Raw genomic sequence first — 13259 nt, forward strand, 5'->3', positions numbered from 1 at the left:
GCCGTCACGGCCACCGGAGCCGGGGCCGGGGCGGCGGGCACGGCCACCGGCGCGGATACGGCCGGGGCGGCCTCGGCGAGCGGGGCGGCCTGCTGCTGCGGCAGGGCGGGCAGCACGGTGCCGGGCAGCGGCGGCACGGGGGCCGGCGCCTGGGCCGCTCCGAAGTACGTGAGGAGCACGTCGCGCTGCGCGGCGACCATCTCCCGGCTGGACCGCAGGAACTCGGCTATCAGCGCGTCGGTGTCGCGGGCGGGCGAACCGGGCTGGTAGCCGGCGGAGTGGTCCGGGCGGGTCACGGTGGTCTCCAGGTGGACTCGTCGGGCGGGGGCCAGGCCGCCGGGCAGCGGCTCCCCGGCGGCGGTGCGGACCAGGTGGCCGTCGACCGTCCAGCCGGGCCGGCGCGCGGCCCTGGCCGCGGTGGCGTCGGGCAGCGGGCGGGCGTCGCGGCCGTGCAGCAGCCAGGCCGTACGGACCGGAAGGCCGGCCACGGCGAGGCGGGCGAGGGCGTCGAGCAGGCCGCGCAGCCCGGCGTCGCGGCGCGGCTCGACGGCCACGACGCGGTGCGGGCGGTCGCCCAGGATCTCCTTGACCAGGTTGGTGAGCACCGTCCCGGGCCCGGCCTCGACGAAGATCCGCGCCCCGGCCTCGTACATGGCCTCAATCTGCTCGGTGAAGCGCACCGGCGCGCCGATCTGCGCGGCCAGCTCGGCGCGTATGGCGTCGGGCTCGGCCGGGTAGGCGGCGGCGGTGCGGTTGGCCCACACCGGGAACTCGGGGGCGCGCAGCGGCAGGCCGGCCAGCGCCTCGGCGAACCGCTCGCCCGCGCCCGCGACCAGCGGGCTGTGGAAGGCGCAGGCCACCGGCACCGGCTTGACGCCGAGCCCGGCCTCGCGCAGCAGCCGCACGGCCTCGCCGACCGCGGCCACCGGCCCGGAGATCATGGTCTGCTTCGGCGCGTTGCGGTTGGCGGCGACCACCTGGCCGGCCAGGCCCGCCTCGGCCAGCGCCCGCTCGACGTCGTCGGCGGGCGCGGCGACCGCGGCCATGGTGCCCGGGTCGTCGCCGACCGAGGCGAGGATCGACTCGGCGCGCCGGGCGCTGGCGTCCAGCAGCGCCTCGGGGGTCAGGGCGCCCGCCGCGCACAGCGCCATCAGCTCGCCGTAGGAGTGCCCGGCGGCCATGTCGGCCCGTATCCCGGCGCGGGTGAGCAGGTCGTGGGCGACCAGGCCGGCGATGCCGAGGGCGGGCTGGGCGACGCGGGTGTCGGTGACGGCGGCGCGCTGCCGCTCGGCCGTCTCGCGGTCGAAGGCGGCGGGCGGGAAGACGACGGGCGCGTAGCGGCGGCCGCGCTGGAGGTGGGCCTGCGCCTCGGGGAAGGCCACCAGCAGGTCGGCGAACATGCCGGGCCGCTGGCTGCCCTGGCCGGGGAAGAGCAGCGCGACCTTGCCGGTGTCCTCCCCCGCCGTCTGCTCGTCGGCGAGGAAGAGTCCGGCGCGGGGGTCCTGCTCGCCGGCCAGCGCGCGGCGCAGCAGGGTCGTCAGCTCCTCGGTGCCGGAGGCGACGAGGGCGATGCGCACCTGTTCGGGGCGCGGGTCGGCGGCGCGGGCGGCGGTCAGCGCGATGTCGCGCAGCCGCGCGTCCTGCCCGCCGGGCCCCTCGATCCGCTCCAGCAGCCGCCTGGCGTCGCGCTGGGCGGCGGCCAGGTCCCTGCCGCGGAAGGTGAACAGCTCGGCGGGCCAGGTGTCGCGGCTGACGGCGGGCGGCGCGCCGCGTTCGTGGCCGGCGAGGACCGCGTGGAAGTTGGTGCCGCCGAAGCCGAAGGCGCTGACGCCCGCGTACCGCTCGCCGGCCGGGACCGCCCACGGGCGGGCCTCGGTGTGGAAGACGAACGGGCTGCTGCCGGCGTCGTACGCGGGGTTGGGCCGCTCCAGGTTGCGGGTGGGCGGCAGCACGCCGGTGTGCACGGCGAGCGCGGCCTTGATCAGCCCGGCCAGGCCCGCGGCGCACTTGGTGTGGCCTATCTGGGACTTCACCGAGCCCAGCGCGCAGCCGCCGGCCTCCGCCCCGGCCTCGGCGAACACGGTGGTGAGGGTGGTCAGCTCGGTGCGGTCGCCGACCACGGTGCCGGTGCCGTGCGCCTCCACCAGGCCGACCTCGGCCGGGGATATCCCGGCGCCGGTGTAGGCGCGCTCCAGCGCGGCCCGCTGGCCCTCGGGGCGGGGGGCGGTCAGGCCCAGCGACCGGCCGTCGCTGGCGCTGCCCAGGCCCTTGAGCACGGCGTAGATCCGGTCGCCGTCGCGCTCGGCGTCGACCAGCCGCTTGAGCACCACGCAGGCGACGCCCTCGCCGAGGGCGATGCCGTCGGCGGAGGCGTCGAAGGTGCGCGACCGGCCGGTGGGCGACAGGGCGCCGACGGACGCGAACATCAGGAAGTCGTTGATGCCGTTGTGCAGGTCGGCGCCGCCGCACAGCACCATGTCGCTGGCGCCGGCGACGAGCTGCTGGCAGGCCACGTCGACGGCGGCGAGCGAGGAGGCGCACGCGGCGTCGACGGTGTAGTTGGCGCCGCCGAGGTCGAGCCGGTTGGCTATCCGGCCGGTGATGACGTTGGCCAGCACGCCGGGGAAGGAGTCCTCGGTGAGCTTCGGCAGCTGCTCCTCCAGCGCCTGCGGCACCTCGTGCAGGTAGGACGGCAGGACGGTGCGCAGCGTGGTGGCGTTGGACAGGTCGCTGCCGGCCTCGGCGCCGAAGACCACGGAGGTGCGGGCGCGGTCGAAGGCCCGCGCGCCGCCGCCGTACCCGGCGTCCTCCAGGGCGCGCCGGGCGATGTCCAGGGCCAGCAGCTGTACGGGCTCGATCGCGCCGAGCGAGGCGGGCGGTATGCCGTAGGCGAGGGGGTCGAAGGGTATCCGGGGCAGGAAGCCGCCCCAGTGGGACGGGCAGTCCGGGTAGGCGGCCGGGTCCCAGCGCTCGACCGGCACCTCGGTGACGGCGTCGGCGCCGTCCAGCACCTTGGCCCAGTAGTCGGCCAGGCCGTCGGACTGCGGGAACACGCAGGACATGCCCACGACAGCGATGTCGAGCGGGGCGGGTGCGGGCTCCTGCTCCGGGGCGGTCAGGCCCAGCCGGGCGCGCTCCCGCGCGGCGGCCTGGTCGAGGTGGTCGGCGGCGGCCGGGCCCACGGCGTGGTGCAGGTCGCCGACGGTGGTGGTGGCCGAGCGCAGCAGGGCCACGTCACCGGCCATGAACATGCCCAGGCGCAGCTGCTGGTCCTCGTCGACGGCCACCAGCTCGTCGCCGACGCGCTCCACGCCCTTGGCGGCGGTGCGCAGCCGGCCCACGGTCAGCTTCTCCAGCTCGGCCCAGGCCACCCGGCCGTCCGTGCCGACCCGCCGCAGGTCCTCCTTGGCGGCGGCGAACTCGTCGGTGAACGGCGAGCGCACGCAGCGGGTGGCGTGGCCGGGCGCGGTCTCCAGCAGCGCGGTGGCCTCGGCGGCGACGACCTGCCGCTGGAACAGCGGCCCGACCGCGCCGCGCGCGACGGCCTCCTCGGTGAACAGGTACGCGGTGCCCATCAGCACGCCCACGGCCGCGCCGCGGGCGGCCAGCGGCGCGGCGAGCGCGGCGACCATGGCGGCGGACCGCTCGTCGTGCACGCCGCCGGCGAACAGCACCTCCACGCCGTCGGCCGGGTAGTCCTCCAGGACCGCGAGCTGGGCCTCCCACAGGGCGAAGGACGACCGGGGGCCGACGTGCCCTCCGCACTCGGCCCCCTCGAAGACGAACCTGCGGGCGCCCGCGTCCAGGAACTGCCGCAGCAGCCCGGGCGAGGGCACGTGCAGGAAGGTGCGTATGCCGGCCTCCTCCAGGGCGGCGGCCTGGGCGGGCCGGCCGCCGGCGATGATCGCGTGGGACGGGCGGGCCTCGCGCACCTCCGCGAGCTGCGCGGCTCTGGTCTCCTCGTCCACGAAGCCGAGGATGCCCACGCCCCAGGGCGCGTCGCCCAGCTCGGCGCGGGTGCGGCGCAGCAGGTCGCGGGTCTGCTCGCCGGTCATCAGGGCGAGCGCGAGGAACGGCAGGCCGCCGCCGGCGGCGACGGCCGCGGCGAATCCGGGCTGGTCGCTGACCCGGGTCATCGGCCCCTGGGCGATGGCCCGGCCGGTGCCCAGGGCCTCGCCCATCGGGGCGCCGGGGCGCAGCAGCGCGGCGGCCGGGCCCGGGTCGGCGGCGGCCTCCTCGATCGCGGTGCGCACGGCGCGTACGGCGCCGGCGGCGTCACGCCAGCGGTCGGCGAACCGGGCGGCGAGGAACCCGTCCTGCCCGACGGGCAGCGCGGGGGCGTCGGCGGGCGCGCCGCGGCGGCGCAGCACCCGCCGGCCGTCCTCGACGGCGGTCTCGGTGCCGTCCATGGTGCGCAGGACGGCGGCGGTCTCCTCGGGCAGGCCGGACTCGGCGAGCAGCGCGAGCTGCGTGTCCAGGACGACGCCCGCGGCGCCGCCGAGCACGGCGGCGGCGGCCGTGCGCGGCCCGATGCCGCCGCAGGCCCACACGGGCAGGGTCACGCCGGGGTCGGCGAGCAGCCGCTGGAGCAGGACGAACGTGCTGAGGTCCGCGACGCGGCCGCCGCTCTCGCTGCCGCGCGCGATGAGGCCGTGCGCGCCGTCGGCGGCCGCGCGGGCGGCCTCCTCGGGGCTGCCGACCTCGACCAGGACGTGGTGGTCTTCGGCCAGGTCGGCGACCTGCCAGGGGGCGCCGGCTGCCAGCACGACGGTGTGGGGCCCGTCCTCGGCCGGCAGGTCGGCGGGAGTGAGGGCGCACCCCTCGGCCACCCGGACGCCGAAGCGGCCGGGCACCCAGCGGTGCACCAGGGCCAGCGCCTCGCGCGCCCCGCGATCACCGGTGCCGAGGTCGAGTACGCCGAGAGCGCCCGCCTGGCACACAGCGGCGGCCAGCCGGGGGTCCGGCCGGCCGAGCGGGGTGAGCCCGATGACGACTGTGGGGGGATGAGCGAGAGACGTCATGTCGCTCCGATTTCTCGAACGCGGGGTGGGGAAGGCCCGCAGAATCGGTTGAGCATTAGATCAGGAAGCTACTTATGCGGCCCTCACGCGGTCAAGGTTCCGTTTCAAAGTGATGAGGAACTCACAAGGTTTAGTGAGACGCGTGAGCATCGGCCGCCGACGAATCATCACGTAAGGCAAACGACACGCAGAGCGACATTCCGCCACCAAACCATGAAATCCGCGTTTCCCTGAGGAACGCTTGTTCGTGATCCACCCGCCGGCATCCGTCCCGCGCGACCACCGCCCGCAGGGCGGCGGACCCTCCGGCCGCCCTCGCGTCGGTGCGCAGGTGGGAGCGGCAGCCGAGCCGGTGCACGGCCCACGGGACCACGACCGGCCTGGGCAGCATACCGGACGCGGCGAAGATCATTTACACCATGATCGTCCAGTCGGATAATGCACGGCGCCGCCGGGTGGGGCACCGGCGGGACGGCGGAGCCGCCGCCACCGCGGCGAGAAGGGCGTTCCACACCTTTCTGGTGAACAACGCGAAGCGGGCGGCGACTTGAACGCCTGGGCGTTGCTATGCACCGCCCGCCGCCGACCGCCCGGAACTTCGCACCGGCAATCGATTGCACGGGCCACGGGAAGCGATAAACCGAGGTGCGGAGAATACGGCCCGGCAGCCGCCGACCGGCGGTTGGGAACACCTTTTTTACCAGTCGCACACCGGACCTTCCCGGAAGGGGACCTTCCGGAAAACGCCGCGGCCCGGAAACCCCCCACAGGCTCCGGGCCGCGGCCCCGTGCGCCCCCAGGCGCCGGGTGTCGGGCCGTCAGGTCAAGTGGACGTCTCACCTGACGGCCTTTCCCCTTCGGGACGGGACTCCCAGCGGGAGCCCCGCCACGACTGCTGGCGGGCCGTCAGGCGGACTCGCCCTGGCGCCGCCGGAGCCTGCGCGGCAGGTAGCCGAAGAGCAGCGAGCCGGCCGCGACCGCGGCACCGCTCATGAGCAGCAGCTCGCTGGTGTCCCCGGCGCCGGTGTTGGCGAGGGCGCCACCGCTGCCGGTGTCGACCGGGGTGCCGCCGACGGTCTGGGTGCCGCCGCTCGTACCGCCGCCGATGCCGCCGCCGGTGCCACCCGTGCCGCCGGAGCTGCCACCGGTGCCGCCGCCGGCCGAGCCGTCGTCAGTCGGCGTGGCCGAGGGCGTCTCGGACGGGGAGTCCGAGGGAGTGGCGGACGGGGTCTCGGACGGCGTCTCCGAGGCAGTGGCGGAGGGAGTCTCGCTCGGCGTCTGAGAAGGAGTCTCGGACGGGGTCTGCGAGGGAGTCTCGCTCGGCGACTGGGACGGAGTCTCGCTCGGCGTCTCGGAGGGAGTCTCGGACGGCGTCTCGCTCGGCGTCTCAGACGGGGTCTGCGAGGGAGTCTCGCTCGGCGACTGCGAGGGAGTCTCGCTCGGGGTCTCAGACGGCGTCTCGCTCGGCGACTGCGAGGGAGTCTCGGACGGAGTCTGCGAGGGAGTCTCGGACGGGGTCTGCGACGGCGTCTCGGACGGCGTCTGCGAGGGGGTCTCGCTCGGCGACTGCGACGGGCTCTGCGAAGGGCTCGCGGACGGCGACTGCGACGGGCTGGCGCTCGGCGAGGCCGAGGTCGGGCTGGCGCTCGGCGAGGCGGACCCTGAGGTGATGGTGAACTTGGCCAGGGTGTTGTTCTGGCCCGGGTCCTGCGTACACGGAGCGACGAAGTTGTCGTTGCCGTCGCCGTCGAGGTCGAGCGCCGCACCGGCGGCGTCCCGGGCGATCATCGTCAGCACGATCTCGGTGACGATGATGTCCGCTCCACCCGCCTTGTTGAAGCGGATGTTCGGCGTCTTGCCGCTGGCCTTGATGTCGAACGGCCCGGACTCGGGGACGTTCGTCTTCTCGACGGTGATGTTCGGCTTGACGGTGACGTTGCCCTGCGGCGCGTGGACGATGGCGGTGGCCTTGGCGGTGCCCTCCAGCGTCGTGGCGCCCACCAGGCCGAGGCCGGCGGTGGTGTCGTCGTAGACCGTGTTGACGGTGTCGATCTTGAACTCGCCGGTCGGCTGGTTCACCCCGATCGACTTCGGGATGTCAGAGCTGATCCGGACCTTCAGCGGCTGCGAGTCGACCTGAGGGAAGACACAGTGGTAGTTCAGGGTCAGGGAGACCGGATCCGCCGAGGCAGTCCCTATCCCGGCCAAAGTCGCGGCGCCCCCCGCCGCAGCCACGGTCGCGGCGGCCAGCGCGGCGTATTTGGCCTTTCTCGACGTTGCCTTGCGTCCCATGAAAGATCTCTCCCGTCCCGTTACGAGAACACCCGCTTCGTCACCGAGCGGCTGAGTTCGACTTGGCAAGCTACTCAGCACGTTACTGGCCGGTCAAGACGCGTATTGCACAACTTTCCGGGCGGCCGCGCGTCACGGACCCACCCGGAGCCGAAATTTGTCACAGAGGTGAGCACGAAGGGCGTCCATTCTTGGCACTTCCGGCCAGGTGCGTCACCGGCGGTGACGGCATACGACCGGTCCCGTCACGCACAAAAGGGCGTAGCGCCCGGCTCACTCCCGTAACAAATCAAGCTCATTCCCGTGACAGACCAAGAGGCCACGTGCCAATTCCTCGCCGGGGCCGGACGCCAACCCTGAAGGCGTGCCGTACAGACCTCGACTCCCCGGCGCGCCGTGACGGTTGACAACTCACCACCGTTCCAGGAGTCGGTCCGGACAGCACGGCGAGGAACCGAGCACCGGGCCCGCCCTCACCACCCCGGGAGGGCCGCGACAACGCCTGCCGCCGCCATGCCCCCGCCTCCCGGGTCCCGGCCCGGCAACGCCATTGCGCGGGCCGCCGTGCGGGGCGAATCCAGGGCCCGCGGAATAGTGCTCGGCAGGCCGGCCGCCAACGGAGCGAAACACGAATCTCCGCCGGGCCGATCCCGCCGGTGCCCGGAATGGCCGCGGCCCGGAACCCTCCACGGATTCCGGGCCGCGGCCTTCCGCGTCAGGTGCCGGACGGCGGGCCGTCCGGCTCGGCTGGACGCTTTCCCGGCGGCTCCCCCGCCGCTCGCCTCAGGCGGACTCGCCCGCGCGGCGCCGGAGCCTGCGCGGCAGGTAGCCGAAGAGCAGCGAGCCGGCCGCGACCGCGGCGCCGCTCATGAACAGCAGCTCGCTGGTGCTTCCCGAGCCGGTGGCGGCCAGCGAGCCGCCGCTGCCGTAGTCCACCGGCGTACCGCCGCCGAGCTGCGTTCCGCCGGACGTACCGCTCCCGCCGTCCCAGCCGTTCCCGCCGACCGCGCCGCCGCCGCTGGTGCCGCCGCTGGTGCCGCCGGGGTCGCCGCCGGGGTCGCCGCCGGCGGAACCGTCGTCAGTCGGGACGGCCGAAGGGGTTTCTGACGGCGCGTCCGAGGGGTCGGCCGACGGGCCGTCACTCGGCGTCCCGCTCGGCGGGTCGGACGGCGTGCCGGAGGGGGTCGTCTGCGGCGGGCTGGTGCTCGGCTCGCTCGTCGTCGGGTCGGTGCTCGGCTCCTCCGTGGTCGGCTCGATGCTCGGCGGGACGGTGCCGGTGGTGATGGTGAACTTCGCCAGGGCGTTCTTCTGCCCCGGGTTCTGCTTGCACGGCGCGGTGAACGTGCCGCCGTCGTCGTCCAGGTCGATCACCGTGCCGGCACCGTTCCGCACGGTCAGGACCAGGTCGATGTCACCGACGACGATGCTGCCGGGGCCCGGCTTGCTGAACCGCAGCTGGGGCGCGGAGCCGTCGGCCTTGACGTCGAACGACCCGGACTCGGGCACCGCGGTCTTCTCGATGACGAACTTCGGCTTGACGGGCACCTTGCCCTGCGGGACATCCACCGTGGCGCTGGCCTTGGCCTCGCCCTCCAGCGACTTGGCGCCCACCAGGCCGAGGCCGGCGGTGGTCTCGTCGTTGACCGTGGTCACCGAGCTGATCTTGAATTTCGGCGTCGACGTGTTGACCGGAATCCACGTCGGAATGTCCGAACTGATCTTGATCTTGATCTGCTCCTCGCCGATCTGCGGAAAGTTGCAGGTGTAGTTCAGGGTCAGGGAGACCGGATCCGCCGAGGCGGTTCCCGTCCCGACCACACCCGCGACGCCCCCTGCCGCGGCCACCGTCACCGCGGCGAGCGCGGCGTATCTGGCCCTTCTCGGCGTGACCTTGGACCTCATCGATGTACCCCGTCCCGTTAGGAGAACGCCCGCTTCGCTACCGGAGCGGTTGAGTGGTCCTGGCAAGCTACTGAGCGCGTTACCAGCGGTCAAGACTCCGCACAACTCTCCGAACGCGCGAGCCTCCCCGCAAACTTCCCGGGAGAAAATTGTCACTCGGATGAGCGGGGCGGCAACGGGTTTCATCAATCCGGACCAAGTCTGTCCGGCCGCCTACCCCGCCCACAAACAGCAGAAGCCCGCCGCTCACCCCGGTGACAAATCCCGAGGATAAGCGTCAATTCCCCGACAGAGTCCGGCCGTTGCCTCGAAAGGTGTGTGGCACACGTCTTGACTCCCCCATCGCCCCATGGGTAGTTTACAAGTCGGTAACGCACACGGCTCAGTTCGGACACGCTCGCCCGAACTGGGCAGGTGGGCCTGCTTTCCCACCCCCCGAAGAACAGCGGACTTCCGCGTTCTCGACCGTTGTCGGCGTGCGCACCATTGGTGGACCGACTCGCGGCCGATTGCGGAATCCGATGTTTACGCCGGGACGCGCGAGGCACTCGCGCACCGTTCCAGGCGCCACGAGAGAAAGCTTTTGGGAGTCACCATGCGCTCAATGAAGACCCGTACCGGCCTGGCCGCCGTAACGACCGCGGGCCTCGCCGTCGGCATGCTCGCGTTCGCCGGTGTCGGCACCGCCTCCGCTGACCCGGTGTCGCTGGAGCTGAACTACCACTGCGTGTTCCCCCAGATCGACTCGCAGCCGCTGAAGATCCGCATCAAGTCGGACATCCCGTCGTCGATCAAGGTCGGCCAGAACACCGGCGCGTTCAAGATCGACACCGTCAACACCGTCTACGACGACACCACCGCCGGCCTCAACCTGGTGGGCGCCAAGACCCTGGAAGGCACCGCCAAGGCCACCGCCACGGTCCACGCCCCGCAGGGCAACATCACCGTGAAGCCCCCCATCACCGTCGACAAGGTGAACGTCCCCGAGTCCGGGCCGTTCGACCTCCACGCCGCGGGCAGCACGCCGAACCTGAAGTTCAGCAAGGCTGGCGACGCGTACATCGACGTCACCGCCCTCGACCTGACGATGACCGCTCGGGACGAGACCGGTGCCGCGCTGGACCTCGACGGCGACGGCAACGAGAACTTCTTCGCGCCCTGCACGCAGGACCCGGGCCAGAAGAACACCCTGGCGAAGTTCACCATCACGAACTGACCTGTCGCGGCATCCTCCTGACAGGGACGAGGGCTCACCGGATCTTCGGTGAGCCCTCCTCGCCGTTATCAGCCTCGCTCGATATTACGGCCGAGATTTCCACTTCCGAAACGAAAGGAATCGACATATGGACGTGACGAGACGCTTAGGGAAGCGGCGCGGGAAAGCCGTGCTCGCGGCGGCCGCGACCGCGTCCCGCACAGCGGTGAGGGCCCGCCGGGGTGTCCCGGCGGGCCCTCGTCTCAGGTGGTTCAGCTGTGGCTCTTCAGCGCGAGGTTCGCGTTGATGGTGTTGCCCGAGCCGGCGACGAAGAGGCTGACGAAGTCGTTCAGCCCGCCGCAGTTCTGGATCGCCGCCAGGTCGTAGGTGCCCGCGATCGGCCCGCCCTTGAGCGGGTTGAAGAAGTCCTGGGTGGACTTCAGGGTGATCTCCGAGGGCTTGACGGTCTTGCACTGGTCGCCACCCGCGACCGGGAGGCCGAACACGGCGATCTCCGGCAGCTTGACGTACATCGTGGAGTGCGTCTCCAGCTTGCCGCCCTTGAGCGTGCCGGTGGTCTTGCCCTGCTGCTCGAAGTCGACCTTGGCGGTGGCGGGCAGGAAGCCCAGGATGCTGAAGTTGCCGCTGGTCGGGTTCAGCGTCAGGTCGGAGTTGAACGTGCCCGTCTTCGGGTCGAACAGCGCGTCGATGCCGCCCTTGAGCGCCACGTCACCGTTCGGGGTGGCGATGTGCGACTTGCCGGTCAGGTCGAAGACGTACCGGATGCCGCCACCGGGGGGCGGGGAGCTGGCCGGAGGGCTGCTGACCGGCGGCGAGCTGACCGGAGGGCTGCTGACCGGCGGGGAGCTGGCCGGAGGGCTGCTGACCGGCGGCGAGCTGACCGGAGGGCTGCTGACCGGCGGGGAGCTGGCCGGAGGGCTGCTGACCGGCGGCGAGCTGACCGGCGGCGACGAACTGGCCGACGGGCTGCCGCTCGCACTCGGGTCGGTGATGTCGATGGTGGCCAGCGTGTTGTTCTGGCCGGGGTCGAGCTTGCACTCGGACTCGAACGTGTCGAGGCCCGTCAGCTCACCGTTCGCGTCCCTCGGGGTCAGCGACAGGACGATGTCCTCCACCGTGACGGTGGCCCTGCCCGGCTTGGAGAACCGCAGGCTGGGCGTCGAGCCGTTGGCTTTCACCTGGAATTCGCCGGTTTCCGGGATGTCGGTCTTCACCAGCGGGATGTTCGGCTTGACGGCGATGTCGCCCTGCGGCGCGTGCGCGACGGCGGTCGCCTTCGCCACGCCCTCCAGAGTCTTGCCGTGCATCAGGCTCAGGCCCTCGGCCGACTTGGAGCTCACCGTCGACACAGTGTCGATCTTGAAGGCTCCGGTCGGCTGCCCCACCGCCACCGACTTGGGTATGTCGCTGTCGATCTTGACGGTGAGCGGCTGGTCGTCGACCTGCGGGAAGGGGCAAGTGTACTTCAGGGTCACCGAGACCGGGTCGGCCGAGGCGTCACCCGTCCCCACGACAGCGACGAGGCCGCCCGCCACGGCGACGGATGCGGCGGCGAGCGCGGCCCTGGCCTTCGCCGGCCTTGCTTTGACTCCCATGAACTGCCTCTCCTGTCCCGTTTGAGAAATACCCCATCGCGCTGCTGATCGGCAGAGTTCGGGTCGGCAACCTACTCAGGGCCGTCTCCCACGGTCAAGACGCGCTCGGAACAGTTTTCCGGCGGCCTTGCCGCCCGGAAACCCCGCGCAGAAAAATTGTCACCTGAGTGAGTAATGCGACCAGGCGTTTCATCACTCGGAGCCAGTCCGGTGGTATTCGCCTCCCACGATGAAAGCATGAAGTAGGCTGCTCACCACTGTGACAACTCCCACACCCGAAGCCGAATTAATCGCCCACCGGCCCCGAGCTGCCCCGGAAAACATCGGTCCGACTCTTGACCACCGCGATAGGCGTCAGTAGTTTACAGGCTGGAAACTCAACCGACCCCGCCGGGACGGCCCCCCGATCCGCGGCAGAGCCGGTCACCCCCCTGTAGGAACCGTGAACTTTCACGGCCCCGGTGCCGGAGTTCACCGTGCTCGGACACGTCGGTCGACGACGAATTCCGCAAGTATTTGTTCTCGCCGGGACGCGCGAGAGGAACTCGCGCTCAGTTTCGGGCGCCACGAGAGGAAGCTCATGGGAGCCAAGATATCGGTCAGGCCGAAGGCGCGAGCCGCCATGGCCGCCGCTGCGACCGCTGGACTTGCGGCCGCGATGATCAGCATCGTCGGTTCCGGCTCCGCCTCGGCGGACCCGGTGTCGCTGGAGCTGAACTACCACTGTGTGTTCCCCCAGATCGACTCGCAGCCGCTGAAGGTCCGCATCAAGTCGGACATTCCGAAGACGATCGCGGTCGGCCAGAACACCGGCGCGTTCAAGATCGAAACCATTGACACGGTCTACGACGACACCACCAACGGCCTCAACCTGGTGGGTGCCAAGACCCTGGAGGGCACCGCCAAGGCCACCGCCACGGTCCACGCCCCGCAGGGCAACATCACCGTGAAGCCCCCCATCACCGTCGACAAGGTGAACGTCCCCGAGTCCGGGCCGTTCGACCTGCACGCCGCGGGCAGCACGCCGAACCTGAAGTTCTCCAAGGCAGGCGACGCGACCATCGACGTCACCGCGCTGGACCTGACGATGATCGCGCGGGACGACACCGGCGCTGCGCTGGACCTCGACGGCGACGGCAACGACAACTTCTTCGCGCCCTGCACGCAGGACCCGGGCCAGAACAACATCCTGGCGAAGTTCACGATCACCGAGGGCTCCGGCAGCACGCCGCC

The 13259-nt window shown here is 72.0% G+C and carries 6 protein-coding genes; 2 read left to right on the plus strand and 4 right to left on the minus strand.

What is annotated here, in order from left to right; genetic code table 11:
• The 3 genes from RKE29_RS21245 to RKE29_RS21255 form a co-directional block, all read right to left on the minus strand.
• A partial coding sequence (locus RKE29_RS21245) for a polyketide synthase (protein ID WP_312007104.1) occupies positions 1–5021 on the minus strand: 5021 nt, incomplete at its 3' end.
• 906 nt (positions 5022–5927) lie between these two features.
• The gene (locus RKE29_RS21250) at positions 5928–7313 is read right to left on the minus strand and encodes a DUF6801 domain-containing protein (RefSeq protein ID WP_312007105.1); all 1386 of its coding nucleotides are present in this window, start codon (positions 7311–7313) and stop codon (positions 5928–5930) included.
• Positions 7314–8096: 783 nt separating this feature from the next.
• Positions 8097–9215, minus strand: coding sequence for a DUF6801 domain-containing protein (locus RKE29_RS21255; protein ID WP_312007106.1), 1119 nt, complete (start codon positions 9213–9215; stop codon positions 8097–8099).
• A gap of 604 nt (positions 9216–9819) precedes the next feature.
• On the opposite strand from RKE29_RS21255, the gene RKE29_RS21260 reads away from it, so the two are divergent.
• Positions 9820–10431, plus strand: coding sequence for a DUF6801 domain-containing protein (locus RKE29_RS21260; RefSeq protein ID WP_312007107.1), 612 nt, complete (start codon positions 9820–9822; stop codon positions 10429–10431).
• A 251-nt stretch (positions 10432–10682) separates the two neighbouring features.
• Here RKE29_RS21260 and RKE29_RS21265 read toward each other — a convergent pair whose 3' ends face one another.
• On the minus strand, positions 10683–12026 hold the full coding sequence (locus RKE29_RS21265) for a DUF6801 domain-containing protein (protein ID WP_312007108.1): 1344 nt from the start codon (positions 12024–12026) through the stop codon (positions 10683–10685).
• Positions 12027–12606: 580 nt separating this feature from the next.
• Here RKE29_RS21265 and RKE29_RS21270 point away from each other — a divergent pair.
• On the plus strand, positions 12607–13259 hold a 653-nt coding region (locus tag RKE29_RS21270; protein WP_312007109.1), incomplete at its 3' end, for a DUF6801 domain-containing protein.

Origin of the sequence: Streptomyces sp. B1866 (assembly GCF_031932565.1) — a bacterium.
GTDB lineage: Bacteria > Actinomycetota > Actinomycetes > Streptomycetales > Streptomycetaceae > Streptomyces.